This is a genomic window from Pseudomonas cremoricolorata (genome assembly GCF_000759535.1).
GTDB lineage: Bacteria > Pseudomonadota > Gammaproteobacteria > Pseudomonadales > Pseudomonadaceae > Aquipseudomonas > Aquipseudomonas cremoricolorata_A.
The window spans coordinates 4,230,072-4,248,659 of record NZ_CP009455.1; the positions used below are offsets into that span (position 1 = coordinate 4,230,072).

The following is an 18,588-nucleotide window of genomic DNA, read 5'->3' on the forward strand; positions in this document are numbered from 1 at the left end:
TTTACTGATTCATCGAACGCATCACGCCGGCGACTGAATCCGCCAGATGCCAAAGGGCTGGTAGTTGGGGTCGATGCGCATCCACTGGGTCTTGCCGTGCCAGGTCCAGCGATGGCCGTTCATCAGGTCTTCGCCGTGGGTATCGGCATGGTCATCCAGACCCAGTTCCCACAGCGGCAGTTCGAAGTGCGCCTCTTGCACATGGTGCGGATCGAGGCTGATGGCGATGAGGATGTAGTTGTCCAGTTCTGCCGTGCGCTTGGCGAAGTACAGGATGTTGTCGTTCCAGCAGTTGAGGAAGGTCACCCCCAAGTGGGTTTGCAGGGCGCGGTTCTGCCGGCGGATGCGGTTGAGCTGGGCGATCTCGGCGATGATGTTGCCGGGGGCGGTGAAGTCCCGTGGGCGGATTTCGTACTTCTCGGAGTCGAGGTATTCCTCTTTGCCCGGCAGCGCCGCGCCTTCGCACAGCTCGAAGCCTGAATACATGCCCCACAGCCCCGAGCCCATGGTCGCCAGGGCGGCGCGGATCAGAAAGCCCGCGCGGCCCGACTGCTGCAGGAAGAACGGGTTGATGTCCGGCGTGTTGACGAAGAAATTCGGCCGGTAGCAGTCGCGCCACGGCGACTCGTTCAACTGCTCGAAATACTCGCGCAGCTCTTGCTTGGTATTGCGCCAGGTGAAATAGGTGTAGCTCTGCGCGTAACCGACCTTGCCCAGGCGCGCCATCATCGCTGGTTTGGTGAACGCTTCGGCGAGGAACAGCACCTCGGGATACTGGCTGCGCACATTGGCGATCAACCATTGCCAGAACGGCAACGGCTTGGTGTGCGGGTTGTCGACGCGGAACGTCTTCACGCCCTCCTCGACCCAACCGATGATCACGTCACGCAGCGCCAGCCACAGCGACGGCACGGCATCGGCAGCGTAGAAATCGACGTTGACGATGTCCTGGTATTTTTTCGGCGGGTTCTCGGCATAGCGAATGGTGCCGTCCGGGCGCCAGCTGAACCACCCCGGGTGCTGTTTGAGCCAAGGGTGGTCCTGGGAACACTGGATGGCGAAATCCAGGGCGATTTCCAGGCCATGCTCGGCGGCGGCGGCAACCAGGCGGCGGAAGTCTTCGCGGCTGCCCAGCTGCGGATGAATCGCTTCGTGGCCGCCGTCCTCACTGCCAATCGCATACGGGCTGCCGGGGTCACCGGGCTGGGCGTTGAGGGCGTTGTTGCGACCCTTGCGGTGCTGCGTGCCAATGGGATGAATCGGCGGGAAGTACAGCACGTCGAAGCCCATGTCGCGGATCATCGGCAGGCGCTGGTGGACAGCGTCGAAGGTGCCATGACGCTCGGCATCGTCGGTGATCGAGCGCGGGAACAGCTCGTACCAGCTGGCGAACAGCGCCGCCTCACGGTCGACATCCAGTGGCAGTTCGGCGCTGCGCGTCAGGTAACTGCGGTGCTCGGCATCGGCCATCACCCGCGCGGTGTCGGCATCCAGGAACACGGCCACCTGCTCGACCGGCTCGCGCCCGGCAAGGCGTGCCTGCAGTCGTTCCAGGCGCTGGCGCACCTCGCCTGAGCAGCGTTCGCTGGCCTGGCCGAGCATCAGCCGGCCTTCTTCGAGTTCCAGTGCCACGCCGACACCGGCCTGAAACTTCTTTTCCAAGTCGTAGCAGAAGGTCGCATAGGGGTCGATCCAGGCCTGCAGGTGGAACTGGTGCGGACCCAGCGCTTCTGGGGTGAACTCGCCCGTCCACAGATCATTGCCCTGGCTGATCAGGCTGGTGCTGTGCCAGTCACCCTGACCACCGGCACGCCAATGCAGCATCACCGCCAGCCGGTCGTGGCCATCGCTGTACACCTTGGCCGACACCGACACGGGCTGGCCCACGGTGGCCTTGGCCGGGAAGGCACCGCCGTCGAGGGTCGGCTGGACATCTTCGATGACGATCCGCGGCGCCATCAGCGCTTCGGCCAGGCTGATCGCCTGGTCGGGGTGATCGTTGGCCGTGGGTACGTGTTCAAAAGGCGCGTTACCTGACATCGGACCTTGCTCCCTGGGACTGAGGCGGTGAAGGTTCAGAGCCGGCTGGCCAGCTCGTGGTTCAAAAAAAACATTGAGCCAGACAGGCCGCACGTCGGTCTTAACCCAGGCAACCGTTCAGTGCAACGCCCACTCGAAACCCAGAGGTGCCGTCATGAACATCCCCACCCCGCCAGAAACCCCCGATCCGAACATCGACGACCCGAGCCTGCCGCCGCCGGTGCCCGACGATGAGCCTGATGAACGGCCGGACGAGCCGACCGTACCGCCAACGGTGGGTGATCCTCCCAGTGATGAGCCGCCGATGAAGGCCAGTCCTTTGTGAGTGCGGCCTTCTCTTTCAGCCGTGCACACCATGACACTGCGCGGCACCTCAGCCGCGCTTCAGTTCCTCGATACTGATCTCGCGCATCCTGAACTTCTGCACCTTGCCAGTGACGGTCATCGGGAACGCATCGACGAAACGGAAATGCCGCGGGGCCTTGAAGTGCGCCAGGTGCGCCTTGCACCACTGGCGCAGGGTCTCGCCATCGACGTCATGGCCAGGATGAAGACGGATCCAGGCGACGATCTCTTCACCGTAGGTCGCACAGGGAATGCCCACCACTTGCGCTTCGGCCACGGCGGGATGGCGGTGGAAGAACTCCTCCAGCTCGCGCGGGTAGATGTTCTCGCCGCCGCGGATGATCATGTCCTTGCTGCGCCCGACGATCGACACGTAGCCGTCTTCGTCCATCACTGCCAGGTCGCCGCTGTGCATCCAGCCGTGTGCATCGATGGCTTGGGCCGTGGCCTGCGGGTTGGCCCAGTAGCCGAGCATCACGCTGTAGCCACGCGTGCACAGCTCGCCGATCTCGCCACGCGCGACCATCTGGCCCTGCTCATCGAGCAACTGGGTTTCCAGGTGTGGCTGGGTGCGCCCGACACTGCTGACGCGGTGTTCGAGGTCGTCGCCGGCGGCGGTCTGCAATGACACCGGACTGGTTTCGGTCATGCCGTAGGCAATCTGCACCTCACCCATGTGCAATTGTTCGATGACCCGCCGCATGACCTCGATCGGGCACGTCGCCCCAGCCATGATGCCGCTGCGCAGGGAAGACAAGTCCAACGCTGTGCGCAGCGGATGCTCGAGCATGGCGATGAACATAGTCGGCACCCCGTACTGCACGCTGGCGCGCTCAGCGGCAACGCTGCGCAGGGCCTGCTCGGCGTCGAAGGCTTCACTGGGGTAGATCATGCAACTGCCATGGGCCACGCAGGCCAGATTACCCATGACCATGCCGAAGCAGTGGTAGAGCGGCACCGGAATCACCAGGCGGTCGTCTGCCGTCAGACCCAGGCTGGCACCCACCATATAGCCGTTGTTGAGGATGTTGTGGTGGCTGAGGGTCGCGCCCTTCGGTGCGCCGGTGGTGCCCGAGGTGTACTGAATGTTCACCGCCTGCTCGGGCCTGAGGCCGTGTTGACGCGCCTGATAGGCAACCTCTGTGACTTCGCAAGCGCGCGCGGCCAGTGCTTGCCAAGGCACGAAGCCTTGGGGTGGCACCGCAGCCAGGCTGATCACCCCACGCAGCTCCGGCAGCGCGTCGCTCAGGCGCTGACCCGGCGCTGGCATAGGCAAACCCGGCAGCAGTTCGCCAAGCATCGCGTGGTAGTCCGACTGCCTGAAGGTGCTCGCGCACAGCAGCCAGGCACACCCCGACTGGCGCAGCACGTACTCCAGTTCACCCAGCCGGTAGGCCGGGTTGATGTTCACCAGAATCGCGCCAACCTTGGCGCTGGCCAACTGAAGAATGCACCACTCGGCGCAGTTCGGCGCCCAGACACCCACCCGCTCACCCACCTCGATGCCCAGCGCCATGAGTGCGCGGGCATGCAGGTCAACCTGCTCGCCCAGCGCCTGCCAGGTGTAACGCAGGTTCTGATGACGCACCACCAAGGCGTCGCGCTGAGGATGACGGGCACGCGTGGCATCGAAGGCCTGGCCGATGGTCTGCTGCAACAATGGGCGGTCCTGCCGGCCCTGGGAATAGCTGGATTGGCGCATGGTGATCCCTTGTTGTGATTGTGTCGGGGCATGGCTGAGGCAAGCGGCGATAACTGTGGTGCAAATTTACGTTTACGTAAAGGTGACTGAGCGTTTGACAGTGCCAGCAGGTGTGTTTACGTTAACGTAAAGGTGAAATTGATCCCAGCCGTAAGCGCCCACCGTTTCCGTTCAAGGTAGGGGGCGCTGATCATGGTCTAGGGTTTTGAGCAACCGCCGAACAACAACAAGGTGCCCGCCATGCATTACCCCACCCTCAACTTCGCCTTGGGCGAAACCCACGACATGCTGCGCGAGCAGGTACGCCAGTTCGTCGCCGCCGAGGTGGCGCCGCGCGCCGCGCAGATCGACCAGGACAACCAGTTCCCCACAGATCTGTGGCGCACGTTCGGTGACATGGGCCTGCTCGGCATCACGGTGCCGGAGGAGTACGGCGGCGCTGGCCTGGGCTACCTGGCCCATGTGCTGGCCATGGAGGAAATCAGCCGCGGCTCGGCCTCAGTGGCGTTGTCCTATGGCGCGCATTCGAACCTGTGCGTGAACCAGATCAACCGCAATGGCACCGATCTGCAGAAACGTACCTACTTGCCCCGGCTGATCAGCGGCGAACACGTCGGTGCCCTGGCCATGAGCGAACCCAACGCCGGCTCTGACGTGGTGTCGATGAAGCTGCGCGCCGAGAAGCGCGGCGACCACTATGTGCTCAATGGCAGCAAGACCTGGATCACCAACGGTCCGGACGCCAACACCTACGTCATCTATGCCAAAACCCATCCGGAACGTGGCAGCAAAGGCATCACCGCGTTCATCGTCGAGCGCGACTGGAAAGGATTTTCCCGCAGCCAGAAGTTCGACAAGCTGGGCATGCGCGGCTCCAACACCTGTGAGCTGTTCTTCGATGATGTCGAGGTGCCGGAGGACAACGTGCTCGGTCAGGTGGACGGCGGCGCGCGGGTGCTTATGAGCGGCCTGGACTACGAGCGCGTGGTGCTCGCCGGCGGGCCGACGGGCATCATGCAGGCCTGCCTGGACCTGGTCATTCCCTACGTTCACGACCGCAAGCAGTTCGGCCAGAGCATCGGCGAGTTCCAGCTGATTCAGGGCAAGCTCGCCGACATGTACACCCAGCTCAACGCCAGCCGTGCCTATCTGTACGCCGTGGCCCAGGCCTGCGACCGCGGCGAGACCACGCGCAAGGACGCGGCCGGAGTCATTCTCTACAGCGCCGAGCGCGCTACACAGATGGCGCTGGAGGCGATCCAGATTCTTGGCGGCAACGGCTACATCAACCAATTCCCCGCAGGCCGTCTGCTACGCGACGCCAAGCTGTACGAAATCGGTGCCGGCACCAGCGAAATCCGCCGCATGCTCATTGGCCGCGAACTGTTCAACGAGACCGTATGAACGCCTGGCTCCGCAGCCGGCGGCAGGTCAGCTGGCCGCTTGCCGCTCAACCCTTGCAGCTCCGCAGAGGAACGCCATGATTCTGAAGTCGCAGTTGAACCCGCAATCGCCCGAGTTCCAAGCCAACCACGCAGCCATGCTGGCCTTGGTCAACGACCTGCGCGACCTGCTGGGCAAGGTCAGCCAGGGCGGCGGTGCGCAAGCCCAGGCGCGCCACAGCGCGCGGGGCAAACTGCTGCCGCGCGAGCGTATCGACCGCCTGCTCGACCCCGGTTCAGCCTTTGTCGAAATCGGCCAGCTGGCCGCCCATGGGGTTTACGGCGAGGACGTACCGGCGGCCGGCCTGATCGTCGGTATCGGCCGGGTCGAAGGCGTCGAATGCCTGATCGTCGCCAACGATGCAACGGTCAAAGGCGGCTCGTATTATCCGCTGACGGTGAAAAAGCACCTGCGCGGGCAGGCCATCGCCCAGCAGAACCGTCTGCCGTGCATCTACCTGGTGGACTCAGGCGGGGCCAACCTGCCGCGCCAGGACGAGGTGTTCCCTGACCGCGAGCACTTCGGGCGCATCTTCTTCAACCAGGCCAACCTCAGCGCGGCGGGCATCCCGCAGATCGCGGTGGTCATGGGTTCGTGCACCGCAGGCGGTGCCTACGTACCGGCCATGGCCGACGAGGCGATCATGGTCCGCGAACAGGCGACGATTTTTCTCGCCGGCCCGCCGCTGGTCAAGGCTGCCACGGGCGAGGTGGTCAGCGCCGAGGCTCTGGGCGGCGCAGATGTGCATTGCCGCACCAGCGGGGTGGCCGATCACTACGCCGAGAACGATGAACACGCACTGGCCTTGGCGCGCCGCTGCATCGCCAACCTCAACTGGCGCAAGCTTGGCCAGTTGCAGTGCCAGGCCGTACACGCGCCGCTGTACGACACCGAGCAGTTATATGGCGTGATACCTGGCGATGCCAAGCAGCCGTTCGATGTCCGCGAGGTGATCACACGGCTGGTCGATGGCTCGCAGTTCGATGAATTCAAGGCGCTGTTCGGCACCACCCTGGTGTGTGGATTCGCTCACCTGCACGGCTACCCGATCGCCATCCTGGCCAATAACGGCATCCTCTTCGCGGAAGCGGCGCAGAAAGGCGCGCATTTCATCGAACTGGCCTGCCAGCGCGGCATTCCCCTGCTGTTTTTGCAGAACATCACAGGTTTCATGGTCGGCAAGAAGTACGAGGAAGGCGGCATCGCCAAACATGGCGCCAAGCTGGTCACTGCGGTGGCTTGTGCCCAAGTGCCGAAATTCACGGTGATCATCGGCGGCAGCTTCGGCGCCGGTAACTACGGCATGTGTGGCCGTGCCTACGACCCACGCTTTCTGTGGATGTGGCCCAACGCGCGGATCGGCGTGATGGGCGCCGAACAGGCCGCAGGCGTGCTGGTGCAGGTCAAGCGTGAGCAGAGCGAACGCAGTGGCGAGGCGTTCAGCGCCGAGGACGAAAGCAAGTTGCGCCAGCCGATTCTTGAACAGTACGAACGTCAAGGCCACCCCTACTACTCCAGCGCGCGGCTGTGGGACGACGGCGTCATCGACCCGGCGCAGACCCGCGACGTGCTGGCCCTGGCGCTGTCTGCCGCCCTCAACGCACCGATTGCCTCCAGCCGCTTCGGCATCTTCCGGATGTAAGCCCATGAACCCGTTCGATACCTTGGAACTGATCCACGATCCACGCGGCTTTGCCACCCTGTGGCTGAACCGCCCCGAGAAAAACAACGCCTTCGACGGCCAGATGATCGCCGAGCTCAATACCGCTCTGGGTCAATTGGCCGACGACCCTTCCCTGCGCTTCGTGGTGCTGCGTGCCCGTGGCCGGCATTTCAGCGCCGGCGCGGACCTGGGCTGGATGCGCGCCGCAGCGCAGCTCGATTACGCGGCCAACCTGCGCGATGCCGAGGCGTTGGCCGAGGTGATGTACCGCCTGCACGCACTGCCCATGCCGACCCTGGCCGTTGTCCAGGGCGCGGCCTTCGGTGGCGCGCTGGGCCTGATCAGTTGCTGCGACATGGCCATCGGCAGCCGTGACGCGACCCTGTGCCTGTCGGAAGTACGCATTGGCCTGGCCCCGGCAGTGATCAGCCCGTTCGTGGCCCGCGCCATCGGTGCCCGGGCCATGCGGCGCTATGCGCTCAGTGCCGAGCGTTTCGACGGCGAGCGCGCCGTGCAACTGGGACTGTTCAGCGAAGTGTGTGATGCCTGCGAGCTGGATGCGCAACTGGCGCGCTGGGTCGACAACCTGCTGCTCAACAGCCCACAGGCGCTGCGTGCCAGCAAGGCGCTGCTCAACGAAGTCGAAGGCGGCGCTCCGAGCAGCGAACTGCGCCAGGCCTGCCAGCGCTGCATCGCCGAACTTCGCGTCAGCGCCGAAGGCGAGGAAGGCTTGCAGGCCTTCTTGGACAAACGCCCCCCGGCTTGGCAGACCGGTATCACCGCACAGGACCCGCAGCCATGAGCCAACCTACCCTGACCACCCTGCTGATCGCCAACCGTGGCGAAATCGCCTGCCGCATCATGCGTACCGCCAGGGCCATGGGCCTGACCACCGTGGCAGTGCACAGCAGCATCGACCGTGAGGCTCGCCATGTGCGCGAGGCCGACCTGCGCGTCGACCTCGGGGGTGCCAAGGCCAGCGACAGCTACCTGGACATCGCCAAACTGATCGATGCCGCGCGCCGCAGCGGCGCTCAGGCGATTCACCCTGGCTATGGCTTCCTGTCGGAAAACCCGCAGTTCGCCCACGCCGTGGCCGACGCCGGCCTGCTGCTGATAGGTCCACCTGCCAGCGCCATCGAGGCCATGGGCAGCAAGTCGGCAGCCAAGGCTCTGATGGCCGCCGCCGGCGTGCCACTGGTGCCGGGCTACCACGGCGAGGCTCAGGACCTGCCGACTTTCCAGCAAGCAGCCGACGCCATTGGCTACCCGCTGCTGCTCAAGGCCAGCTCGGGAGGCGGCGGCAAAGGCATGAAGGTGGTCGAGCACCCAGGGCAACTGGCCGAGGCGCTGGCCTCGGCACAGCGCGAGGCGCAATCGGCCTTCGGTGATTCACGCATGCTCCTGGAAAAATACCTGCTGCAACCGCGCCATGTGGAAATCCAGGTGTTCGCTGACCAGCACGGTCACTGCCTTTACCTGCACGAGCGCGATTGTTCGATTCAGCGCCGGCATCAGAAGGTGGTCGAGGAAGCGCCCGCCCCCGGGCTGTCCCCTGCCCTGCGCCAGGCCATGGGCGAGGCCGCGGTGCGCGCGGCACGCGCTATCGGCTATGTCGGTGCGGGGACGGTGGAATTTTTGCTCGATGCCCGCGGTGAGTTCTTCTTCATGGAGATGAACACGCGCCTGCAGGTCGAGCACCCGGTCACCGAAGCCATCACGGGGCTCGATCTGGTGGCCTGGCAGATCGACGTGGCACGTGGCGAGGCACTGCCTATCGGCCAGGACGCTGTACCGCTGCACGGTCATGCCATCGAGGTGCGGCTGTATGCCGAGGATCCCCAGCAGGATTTCCTGCCGTCCACCGGCACCCTCGCGGTTTATCGCGAGCCCGCGCCTGGCGAGGGCCGTCGGGTCGACACCGGGGTCGAGCAAGGCGATGTGGTTTCACCCTTCTATGACCCGATGCTGGGCAAGCTGATCGCCTGGGGGGAGGACCGCGAGCAGGCACGCCAGCGCTTGCTGGCCATGCTTGAACAAACCGCAGTGGGCGGGGTGAAGACCAACCTGCGCTTCCTGCAACGCATTCTCGCCCATCCCGCCTTTGCGGCTGCCGAACTCGATACCGGCTTCATTCCCCGCCATGCCGCGCAACTACTGCCCCCGGCCGAGCCACTGTCGAGCGCGTTCTGGCATGCGGCGGCAATGGTCTGGTTACACTGGCGTGGCACTATGCACCGCGCCGACGATGCCCAATCACCCTGGGCCGAGGCACGTGGCCTGCGCCTGGGCTTGCCGGCGCGCAGCGTGCTGTCGCTGCGCAGCCAGGGAGAACGGCAGGTGGTGTGCCTGGAACACGACCCGCACGACCGGCTCGCGCAGATCGACTGGCTGCGTCAGCCGCTGACCGAATTGCACGGCGATACGCTGTATATGGAGTGGCAAGGTGAAGTGCACGCGGTGCAACTGGATGACCCGGCCAGGGCAGCCGCCCACGAGGCGCACGGTGCCGGTGGCCTGAGCGCACCGATGAACGGCAGCATCGTGCGGATACTGGTGGAGGTGGGACAAACGGTCGAAGCCGGCACGGCGCTGGTGGTGCTGGAGGCGATGAAGATGGAACACAGCATTCGCGCGCCCGAGGCGGGTACGGTCAGTGCGCTGCTGTGTGAAGAAGGGAGCATGGTCAGCGAGGGTGCGGTGCTGGTGGCCTTGGCGGCGCAGTGATGAGCACGCGGCCAGCGAGCTGGCCGGGATGAATCAATGCATGCCGTGTGAACGTACCACCACGCCGAGCACCTCGAGGCTGTCGCTGCACAGCAGCTTGGGATACGTGGGATTGAGCGGTTTAAGGTAGCGCTGACCGCCATCTTCGATCAACTGGCGGAACATCGCCGCGGTGCCCGTCTGGCGAGCGATGACCAGCTTGCCTGGCGCTGCCGGTACACCGGGGTCGACCAGCACCAGCATGTTCTCCGGCACGCTGGGGCCGGTGGCCGAACTCATCAGATCGCCCTCGACCCTCAGCCAGAACGCATTGCCTTGGGCGCAGTAGTCGGTTTGCTCGGTGACGATACTGGTCAGCGGCAACGGCCCGTCGAGTTCGGCCCAGGCCAGGACCGGGTAGCGGAATGACAGCAGGTATTGCCCGTGACTGTCGACGTCCGACTCGGCGGTCGCCTCGCCGTAGACCCCTGCCCGCTCGCCGACGGCATTGACCGGCACGATCTTCAGAGATACCTGCAGGTGCGGCATGCCAAGGGCCACCAGAACCTTGTTCATCATGTCGACCTTCGGCGTACGCGTGCCTCGCAGCCAGTGCCCGACCCCGCCCTGGGTGACACCGATGCGTTCGGCGAGCTGCTCTTGCGAAAGGCCGAGTTCACGTAATTTTTGCTTTACCAGCGCGATCCATTTATCCATCGCCCGCACGATACGGACTGCCCTGCAGCGCTCAATACACAAATTGTAGTATTTGTGAACCACCCTACAAGTACGGCCTGTACTATTATGAGTGTGGTATTCATGTCTCACTCACAACTGATTGGTAACAGGATGAAACCCACGACATATTCAGACAAGGATCTCGACAGCGAAGCCGCGCGCCGCGCCCTCGATTATTACCTCAATCCGACCCCCTCCAGCACCAGCGTCGATAACACGCCTTGGGCCGTGCGCGAAGATGCCACACCAGAAATGGTCGACGCCCATGTCATGAACCTGCTGCGCAGCGCAGCCGCCACCGCCTGTGACAGTGCCAGCCATCAGCAGGGCAACGTGCGGGAAGTGATGTACGCTCTGATGCACATGATCAACATGGCCAGGTCATTGCTCGAGCAGAAACATGCTCAACTGACGTAGGGGAAGTAGAAAGGAAGGTGTAAAACCAGGATCAGGAAGTGCGTAGGCGTTTTTTTCGCCAGATCGCTAAAAATCATTTGACTGCCAAATGATAACGATTATTATTGCACTCAGCAGGTCGAGAGACCCGCTGGATAATCCGAAGGCCCTCAGGTCGGGCGTTCAGACTATCTCCTCATCAGGCTAATCACGGTTTTTGACCCAGCTTTTGCTGGGTCTTTTTTTTGGCTCTTCAGGCTAATGAAGAAGGGTTACCGCTGTAATGCTGGCGATGATAGCAAACCCATGTCGCTGGTTAAAAGGTCACTGAACGCTTTTGCGGAATCAGCACTTGAGAATCAATCTCGTTAAGATTAAGCTGGCGCCACGTCACGGAAGATGCCCCCCTTTCTGCAAGGAATCTCCATGAGCCGTCTACTGCTGCCAATTGACCACGGCCCGCGCGCCGTCGATGAACCTGCCAGAGCGGCGTTGCTGCATGACTTGCGCCGCCTGCCACGACGAGCGCAGCAGGTATTTCTGCTCAATCGTCTCGATCAGCTGACATTTGCGCAAATCGCCGAGCGACTCAACCTGCCGCTGACCAGGGTCGAGCAATTGATGATCGAAGCACTGCACAGCACTTCAGCCAAGCCGCTTGCTGTCAATGCCCAGGCCACGCGCTGGTACATACGCCTGCAGAGCCCCGCCGCCACCGCCTGCGAACGCATCGATTTTCGTCGTTGGCTGGACGCCTCGCCCGTGCACCTGCAAGCCTTCCATGCCACCGAACTGCATTGGCGCAGCCTGCTGGCGCCGGCTCGCGAACTGGGTGATCAGGGCTGGTATCGCACAGGCCGTGCAGCGTTTTCCCTGGGCGGTTGCTCGCTGGCGCTGGGTCTGGGCGCGGCTGCATTGCTGGCCTTCGGTCTGTGGAGCTCAGGGGTGTAAAGTAGCGTCACAACAACGCCAGAGGAACCGGGCAATGACCGTGACGCCAACCCCGCTACAGATCGATTGCGATTTCGATTCCGGCAACATCGACGTGCTCGATGCCAGCGACCCGTACAAGGTACGCCTGGCGATTCGCCCTGACACCTACAGTGGGCACTTCCAGTGGTTTCACTTTCGAAGCAACGGGTTGACCCCTGGCCAGCGTCATCGCTTCAGCCTGGAGAACGCCGGGCAATCGTCCTATCCACACGCCTGGAGCGGCTATCAGGCCGTGGCGTCCTACGATCAGCAGCGCTGGTTCCGCGTGCCCAGCGAGTTCGATGGAAGCGCCCTGCACTTCACCCTCGACGCCCAACGAACCCAAGCGTGGTTCGCCTACTTCGAACCCTACCCGCGTGCCCGCCACAATCAGTTGATCGAACGCGCCCGACACATTCCGGGAGTAGCGTTGCTCGCCAGCGGCCGTAGCGTCGAAGGCCGCGAGGTACCGCTGCTTCGTGCAGGTGATGGCGCATCGGGCAAACGCAAGCTGTGGCTGATTGCCCAGCAGCACCCCGGCGAACATATGGCCGAATGGTTCATGGAAGGCGTCATCGACCGTTTGCAGGCCAACGACACCTCGATGCAGCAGTTGCTGGCGATCGCAGACCTCTACCTGATCTGCAACATGAACCCCGATGGGGCCTTCCACGGCCACCTGCGCACCAACTTCAAGGGCCAGGACCTCAACCGCGCCTGGCAGGACGCCAGCGTCGAGCTGAGCCCTGAGGTGTTCTTTGCCCAGACGCAGATGCAGCGTTACGGCGTGGATGCGTTCATCGATGTGCACGGTGACGAAGAAATTCCCCATGTATTCACCGCCGCCTGCGAGGGCAACCCCGGCTACACGCCTCGTCTCGCAGCGCTGGAGGCCCAGTTCCGTGACACCCTGTGCGAACTCACGGCAGATTTCCAGCAGGTTCACGGCTACACCCGCAGCTTGCCAGGCCAGGCCAACATGACCTTGGCCTGCAATGCGGTTGGCCAGGCCCACGATTGCCTGGCGCTGACCCTGGAAATGCCCTTCAAGGACCATGATGACGCGCCCAACCCTGAAACGGGCTGGTCAGGCGAACGCTCCAAGGCCCTTGCAGCAGCGGTGTTGGACACCTTGCACGCCATGGCCCCTGCCCTGCGCTGAGCCTGCGCACCTGCACCCGCCCGCCATGGGCGGGTGCAGCCCCCCCGGATGACACGGGCAGCGGCCTGTGCGCCATCCACCCTAGCGAAAAAAAACTTGTACAAAACGCCTCGCAATGTAGAACCTACTCGTCTCATTGGCCTCAAAAGGCCAGAATCCAACGATGGATTGGCACTTTTCTGATAACGTAGGTAACTAAATTCCCCTCTTAATTACCTGCTTGCGGCCTGAACACAGGCCATGAACGGAGAGTGTTCCTTGACAACTGCCCAGAGTGCCTTCGACAAAGCCGTCGAACGCTGCGCCCAGGAGCCGATTCAGGTGCCGGGTAGCATCCAGCCCCATGGATTCATGTTGGTGCTGGACGAACAGGATCTGCGCGTGGTGCAGGCCAGCGACAATGTCCAGCGCTGGCTCGGCATTCCTACGCAGCACGTACTCGACAGGCCGTTCGAGGAACTGGTCAGCAGCCAATTCCAACTGCGCAGTCACTTGCAGCTCTTGCCGGAAGAAGACGTTTTCCCGTTCCACCTTGGCGATGTCATGTTGCACGCCGACGCAGCCTGGAGAGAACCCCTGCGCCTGCTGGCGCACCGCCATGATCAGGTGCTGATCGTCGAGTTCGAGCCCTGTCGCAGCAGCGTGCATGCCGATTACTACCCGTTGGTGCGAGGCTTCGTCGGCAGCCTGCACCATGCCGCCAGCATCGAAGAGCTGCTCGAGCGCTCGGTACAGCAGATCAAGCGCCTGACCGGTTACGGTCGGGTCAAGGCCTACCGCTTCGATGCCGAGGGCAACGGCACGGTCATGGCCGAAGCCGCCGACCCTGGTTATGCCGGCTATCTCGGCCTGAGCTTTCCAGCGTCCGATATCCCGCGTCAGGCTCGCGAGCTGTACCGCATCAACCGTATCCGCTTGATCGAGGATGCCGACTATCAGCCCTCGCCATTGCTGCCGGCCAACAACCCGCTCACGGGTAAACCGCTGGACATGAGTTTCGCCTCGCTGCGCAGCGTTTCTCCGGTGCACCTGCAGTACATGCGCAACATGGGCACGCTGGGTTCGATGTCCTTGTCGATCGTGGTCGATGGCCGCCTGTGGGGCTTGGTGTCCTGCCACCATGAAGTACCACGGGCCATCGACTTCCAGACCCGCACCGCTTGCGAGCTGCTGGCCAGCGTACTGTCGCTGCAGATCGAATCACACGAATCGCACACCAGTACGCGCATGCTCCTCGACCTGCGCCGACACATCGTGCAGATGCTCGCCGCCATGGCCGACCGCGACAGTGTCAGCGACGGGTTGCTGGCGCTGCCGGACGTCATGCTGGAATTCGCCGGGGCCTCGGGCGCTGCGATCATCAGCGCCGAGCGCTGCGACCTGATCGGCCAGACCCCACCCGAGGCGTTGGTGCTCGCACTGGTGCACTGGCTGGGCGAACAGGATGAGGAAGGTGTGTTCGTCAGCGACAATGTCCAGCGCGATATCGCTTTGCTGCCCGAGCTGGCCGAACACGTCGGTGGAGTGCTGGCGGTGGCGATTTCGCAGATCCATTCCCATTACCTGGTGTGGTTCCGCCCGGAACAAGCGCGCATGGTCAACTGGGCCGGTCGCCCGGAAAAGCAGATCAGCGCCACCGGCAACCTCAGCCCGCGCCACAGTTTTGAGCGCTGGCACGAGGAAATCCGCGGCTTCTGCACGCCGTGGGACCCGTTGATCATCGAGGGTGTGCTGGAGCTGCGCATCTCTGTGCTCGGCATCGTGCTGCGCAAGGCTGAGGAACTGGCCCAACTGGCCGGCGAGCTGAAGCGCTCGAACAAGGAACTCGAAGCTTTTTCCTACAGTGTTTCTCACGACTTACGCGCGCCGTTGCGGCATATCGCCGGTTACAGCGAACTGCTGGGCGAGATCGAAGGCCAGAGCCTGTCGGAACGCGGCCAGCGTTTCCTGCATCACATCGAAGAAGCTGCACACTTCGCCGGCACACTGGTCGATAACCTGCTCAATTTCTCGCAGATGGGTCGCTCGGCCTTGCGCATGTCGGATGTCGACCTCAACGCACTGATCGACACCATCCTGGCCGAATCGGCACAGGACTACGCCGGACGCGACATCGTCTGGCAGATCGAGCCATTGCCCAAGGTCATCGCCGACCCGGCGTTCATCAACTTGGTGCTGCAGAACCTGATGTCCAACGCCGTCAAATATACCCGCGGTCGGCAGCCGGCACGCATCGAGATCGGCGCGCGCGAGCATGCCGATGAGGTGGAAATCTACGTGCGTGACAACGGCGTCGGCTTCGACATGGCCTACACCAACAAGCTCTTCGGCGTGTTCCAGCGCTTGCACCGCATGGAAGACTTCGAGGGCACTGGCATCGGCCTTGCCAGCGTGCGCCGCATCATCGAGCGGCACGAGGGCCGAGTCTGGGCTGAAGGCGAGATTGACCAGGGCGCGACGTTCCACTTCGCCCTCCCCCTACACCCCCTGCAATCCTGAGGGAAGCACACCGATCATGCTCAAACCTATCCTGTTGGTAGAAGACAACCCCAAAGACCTGGAGTTGACACTCGTCGCGCTGGAGCGCAGCCAGCTGGCCAATGAAGTCATCATTCTGCGCGATGGCGCCGACGCACTGGACTACCTGCTGCGTCGCAACGCCTACAGCGACCGTGACGACGGTAACCCAGCCGTGTTGTTGCTCGACCTGAAACTGCCCAAGGTCGATGGCCTTGAGGTGCTCAAGGCCGTGCGCTCGACGCCAGAACTGCGCAGCATCCCCACGGTCATGCTGACCTCGTCTCGCGAGGAGCCGGATCTGCTGCGCGCCTACGAACTGGGCGTCAATGCCTATGTGGTCAAGCCGGTAGAGTTCAAGGAGTTCGTCACCGCGATTTCTGACCTCGGCGTGTTCTGGGCGGTGGTCAACGAGCCACCACCCGGCTCGCTGCGTCTGACCCGTCGTGGTAACTATTGAGGCGCGCCCAATGCAGCAAACGCCGCTGAAATTGCTGATGGTGGAAGACAGCTCGATGGATGCCGAGCTGACTCTGCTGCGGCTGGAGCGCAGTGGCCTACAGATCCAGTCGCGCCTGGTGTTCGACCATGTCGGCGTGGAGCAGGCGCTTGCAGCCGAGCCGTTCGACCTGATTCTGTGCGACTGCGTGTTGCCCAGCTCGTCCGGCACCCAGGTACTGGAGATTGCCCAGCGCCTGGCCCCGGACGTCCCCTTCATCTTCCTTTCCGGCATCTACGGCGAAGAGCATGCGGTGGAGATGATCCGCCTGGGCGCCACCGACTATGTGCTGAAGAAGAACCTGCTGGTGCTGCCCAAGGCGGTACGGCGGGCGCTGACCGAAGTGCAGGAACGCCAGCGTCGGCGTCATGCCGAGGAGGCCCTGGCCGATGTCGAGGCGCGCGCGCGCATCGCCATCGATGCGGCTGGCATGGGTAGCTGGGACCTGCGTCCGCTCGAAGGCACTTTGCACTGGGACGAGCGCAGCAAGACCTTGTTCGGCCTGGCGCCGAATACCGAGGTGAGTCTCGATGTGTTCTATGGCGGCATCTATCACGAAGACGTCGAACCGGTCCGCTGCGCCGTAGGCCGGGCCATGGACCCGACAGGCGACGGCCACTATCGCGCCGAGTTCCGCATCAACATGGCAGATGGCCAGGAGCCGCACTGGCTTCAAAGCACGGGTCAGGCACGCTTCGTCGACGGCCAGTGCGTACGCTTTTCCGGGGTGTTGCAGGACATTCATCAGCAGCGTCAGGCGACCCAAGGCCTCAGGCACCTCAATGAGCTGCTGGGCGAACGCGTCGAGTTGCGGACCCGCGAGCGCGACCGCGCCTGGGAGCTGTCCCAGGATTTGCTTGCAGTACTCAACAACGATCTGACGCCCGTTGCACTCAACCCTGCCTGGGAGGCGACCCTGGGCATCAGTCGTGAACGATTGAGCCAGACCTCGCTGCTGCACCTGGTGCCAGGCACTGAGCAGGCGCACTTTCTCGACGAACTCAAGACCCTCGCCCAGGGCCGTACCAGTGCGCGCTTCGTAGGGCGTATCCAGCATGTCAGCGGGAATCAGCGCTGGTTGTCGTGGGTGGTGGTGCGTGAAGAAAACCTGCTGTATGTGGTCGCCCGCGACATCACCAGCGAGCGGGAATCGGCGATGGGCCTGGCCGAAGCGAACAATCGCCTGCGCGAGCAGATCGATGAACGCGAACGCGTCGAAGCCGCCCTGCAGCAGATGCAGCGCCTGGAGGCGGTCGGCCAACTCACGGCCGGAGTGGCCCACGACTTCAACAACCTGCTGACGGTCATCATCACCGGCGCCAGTTTCCTTGAGCGCGACCTGCACAAGGAAGACCTGGCCAAGGCCCGCTCGCGGCTGCAGCACATTCGCGAAGCGGGTGAACGGGGTGCCAAGCTCACTTCGCAGTTACTGGCGTTTTCCAGGCGGCAACGACTCGAACCCGTCGCACTGAACCTCAACCGCACCCTCGATGGCGTGCAGGAGCTCCTGCAACGCAGCCTGGGCGGCAACATCGCCGTGCGCCTGGACCTCGATCCACAGTTGTGGCAAGCGATGACCGATCCGACCCAGACCGAGATGATCATTCTCAACCTGGCGATCAACGCCCGCGACGCCATGCCCGGCGGCGGCCAACTGGTGCTGACCACGCGCAACACCCAGTTGCTGGAACCGGCGCAGCGCCCGGAGGATCCCGAGCCGGGTGAATACGTGGTGCTGACCATCCGCGATACCGGCTGCGGCATGAGTGAAGAGGTGCTTGCCAAGGTCTTCGAGCCGTTCTTCACCACCAAGGACATCGGCAAGGGTTCTGGTCTGGGGCTGGCTCAGGTATTCGGCTTCGCCAAGCAGTCCGGCGGCGGCGTGCGCATCGATACCGCGCCCGGCAAAGGGACTCAGGTCAGTGTCTACCTGCCCGCCGTGCGTGAGGTGCCGAGGGTAGAAGCTGCGCCGGTCAGCGCGCCTTTGAGCCTGGATGACAGCGGACTGGATCGCACCATCCTGTTGGTCGATGACGACCACCTAGTACGCGACCTGCTGGGCGATGTGCTGCGTCAGTATGGCTACCGCGTACGCCAGGCGCACAGTGGCGAGCAGGCTCTGGCGTTGCTGGACGAGGGCATCGACCTGCTACTGACCGACTTCGCCATGCCGGAATTCAACGGCGGTCAACTGGCCAACGCGGTGCGCGAGCGTTTCCCACAGTTGCCGGTGGTGTTTCTGACGGGCTATGCCGAACTGCAAGGCCTCGATCTGCCTGACAGCGTGGTGATGCAGAAGCCCGTACAGCCCCAACAACTGGCCCAGGCGCTGAAAGATCTGCTAAGCGGTGCACAGTCGCTTAGCGCCTGACCCGGCCGCCCCAGTGCGGCCAGGGTCATGTCAA

14 protein-coding genes are annotated in these 18,588 nt (G+C 63.4%); 11 read left to right on the forward strand and 3 right to left on the reverse strand.

Features of this window, described 5'->3' with window-relative positions; genetic code table 11:
* Positions 1–21 precede the first annotated feature (21 nt).
* Entirely contained in the window at positions 22–2,040 is a 2,019-nt protein-coding gene (locus LK03_RS19130) for an alpha-1,4-glucan--maltose-1-phosphate maltosyltransferase (protein WP_038414073.1), read from the reverse strand.
* Between the two features lie 154 nt (positions 2,041–2,194).
* Here LK03_RS19130 and LK03_RS22360 point away from each other — a divergent pair, with 154 nt between their 5' ends.
* Complete coding sequence (locus LK03_RS22360) at positions 2,195–2,365, forward strand: hypothetical protein (RefSeq protein WP_167334507.1); 171 nt, start codon at positions 2,195–2,197, stop codon at positions 2,363–2,365.
* A gap of 48 nt (positions 2,366–2,413) precedes the next feature.
* Here LK03_RS22360 and LK03_RS19135 read toward each other — a convergent pair whose 3' ends face one another.
* Positions 2,414–4,087 (reverse strand): AMP-binding protein, encoded by a 1,674-nt coding sequence (locus tag LK03_RS19135; protein WP_038414074.1) that lies wholly within the window; start codon positions 4,085–4,087, stop codon positions 2,414–2,416.
* 240 nt (positions 4,088–4,327) lie between these two features.
* Here LK03_RS19135 and LK03_RS19140 point away from each other — a divergent pair, with 240 nt between their 5' ends.
* The 4 genes from LK03_RS19140 to LK03_RS19155 all read left to right on the forward strand — a co-directional run bounded on the left by LK03_RS19140 (position 4,328) and on the right by LK03_RS19155 (position 9,920).
* A complete protein-coding gene (locus LK03_RS19140; protein WP_038414076.1) occupies positions 4,328–5,491 on the forward strand; it encodes an isovaleryl-CoA dehydrogenase in 1,164 nt (387 codons plus the stop codon).
* A 76-nt stretch (positions 5,492–5,567) separates the two neighbouring features.
* Entirely contained in the window at positions 5,568–7,172 is a 1,605-nt protein-coding gene (locus tag LK03_RS19145; RefSeq protein ID WP_038414077.1) for a carboxyl transferase domain-containing protein, read from the forward strand.
* 4 nt (positions 7,173–7,176) lie between these two features.
* Positions 7,177–7,995: a gamma-carboxygeranoyl-CoA hydratase gene (locus LK03_RS19150; protein ID WP_038414078.1), complete on the forward strand. Its 819-nt coding sequence runs from the start codon at positions 7,177–7,179 to the stop codon at positions 7,993–7,995.
* Positions 7,992–9,920, forward strand: a complete 1,929-nt coding sequence (locus LK03_RS19155) for an acetyl/propionyl/methylcrotonyl-CoA carboxylase subunit alpha (protein WP_038414080.1) — start codon at positions 7,992–7,994, stop codon at positions 9,918–9,920. Before LK03_RS19150 ends, LK03_RS19155 begins: the two co-directional genes overlap by 4 nt.
* Before the next feature lie 33 nt (positions 9,921–9,953).
* Here the strand turns inward: LK03_RS19155 and LK03_RS19160 are convergent, their stop codons facing one another.
* On the reverse strand, positions 9,954–10,616 hold the full coding sequence (locus LK03_RS19160; RefSeq protein ID WP_038414082.1) for a LexA family protein: 663 nt from the start codon (positions 10,614–10,616) through the stop codon (positions 9,954–9,956).
* A 132-nt stretch (positions 10,617–10,748) separates the two neighbouring features.
* Here LK03_RS19160 and LK03_RS19165 point away from each other — a divergent pair, with 132 nt between their 5' ends.
* The 6 genes from LK03_RS19165 to LK03_RS19190 all read left to right on the forward strand — a co-directional run bounded on the left by LK03_RS19165 (position 10,749) and on the right by LK03_RS19190 (position 18,554).
* Positions 10,749–11,054, forward strand: a complete 306-nt coding sequence (locus LK03_RS19165) for a DUF6124 family protein (RefSeq protein ID WP_038414084.1) — start codon at positions 10,749–10,751, stop codon at positions 11,052–11,054.
* Between the two features lie 405 nt (positions 11,055–11,459).
* Entirely contained in the window at positions 11,460–11,984 is a 525-nt protein-coding gene (locus LK03_RS19170) for a DUF4880 domain-containing protein (protein ID WP_038414085.1), read from the forward strand.
* Between the two features lie 34 nt (positions 11,985–12,018).
* Positions 12,019–13,167, forward strand: a complete 1,149-nt coding sequence (locus LK03_RS19175; RefSeq protein WP_038414086.1) for a M14 family metallopeptidase — start codon at positions 12,019–12,021, stop codon at positions 13,165–13,167.
* 240 nt (positions 13,168–13,407) lie between these two features.
* Positions 13,408–15,666, forward strand: a complete 2,259-nt coding sequence (locus LK03_RS19180) for an ATP-binding protein (protein WP_038414088.1) — start codon at positions 13,408–13,410, stop codon at positions 15,664–15,666.
* A 16-nt stretch (positions 15,667–15,682) separates the two neighbouring features.
* Positions 15,683–16,144, forward strand: a complete 462-nt coding sequence (locus LK03_RS19185; RefSeq protein ID WP_038414089.1) for a response regulator — start codon at positions 15,683–15,685, stop codon at positions 16,142–16,144.
* 10 nt (positions 16,145–16,154) lie between these two features.
* Positions 16,155–18,554: a hybrid sensor histidine kinase/response regulator gene (locus LK03_RS19190; protein ID WP_038414090.1), complete on the forward strand. Its 2,400-nt coding sequence runs from the start codon at positions 16,155–16,157 to the stop codon at positions 18,552–18,554.
* Positions 18,555–18,588 lie beyond the last annotated feature (34 nt).

What these genes read in the sequence shown, in the direction of transcription:
- LK03_RS19130 (WP_038414073.1), bottom strand. Translation starts at nt 2,040, where the DNA reads ATGTCAGGTAACGCGCCTTTTGAACACGTACCCACGGCCAACGATCAC.
- LK03_RS22360 (WP_167334507.1), top strand. Translation starts at nt 2,195, where the DNA reads ATGAACATCCCCACCCCGCCAGAAACCCCCGATCCGAACATCGACGAC.
- LK03_RS19135 (WP_038414074.1), bottom strand. Translation starts at nt 4,087, where the DNA reads ATGCGCCAATCCAGCTATTCCCAGGGCCGGCAGGACCGCCCATTGTTG.
- LK03_RS19140 (WP_038414076.1), top strand. Translation starts at nt 4,328, where the DNA reads ATGCATTACCCCACCCTCAACTTCGCCTTGGGCGAAACCCACGACATG.
- LK03_RS19145 (WP_038414077.1), top strand. Translation starts at nt 5,568, where the DNA reads ATGATTCTGAAGTCGCAGTTGAACCCGCAATCGCCCGAGTTCCAAGCC.
- LK03_RS19150 (WP_038414078.1), top strand. Translation starts at nt 7,177, where the DNA reads ATGAACCCGTTCGATACCTTGGAACTGATCCACGATCCACGCGGCTTT.
- LK03_RS19155 (WP_038414080.1), top strand. Translation starts at nt 7,992, where the DNA reads ATGAGCCAACCTACCCTGACCACCCTGCTGATCGCCAACCGTGGCGAA.
- LK03_RS19160 (WP_038414082.1), bottom strand. Translation starts at nt 10,616, where the DNA reads ATGGATAAATGGATCGCGCTGGTAAAGCAAAAATTACGTGAACTCGGC.
- LK03_RS19165 (WP_038414084.1), top strand. Translation starts at nt 10,749, where the DNA reads ATGAAACCCACGACATATTCAGACAAGGATCTCGACAGCGAAGCCGCG.
- LK03_RS19170 (WP_038414085.1), top strand. Translation starts at nt 11,460, where the DNA reads ATGAGCCGTCTACTGCTGCCAATTGACCACGGCCCGCGCGCCGTCGAT.
- LK03_RS19175 (WP_038414086.1), top strand. Translation starts at nt 12,019, where the DNA reads ATGACCGTGACGCCAACCCCGCTACAGATCGATTGCGATTTCGATTCC.
- LK03_RS19180 (WP_038414088.1), top strand. Translation starts at nt 13,408, where the DNA reads ATGAACGGAGAGTGTTCCTTGACAACTGCCCAGAGTGCCTTCGACAAA.
- LK03_RS19185 (WP_038414089.1), top strand. Translation starts at nt 15,683, where the DNA reads ATGCTCAAACCTATCCTGTTGGTAGAAGACAACCCCAAAGACCTGGAG.
- LK03_RS19190 (WP_038414090.1), top strand. Translation starts at nt 16,155, where the DNA reads ATGCAGCAAACGCCGCTGAAATTGCTGATGGTGGAAGACAGCTCGATG.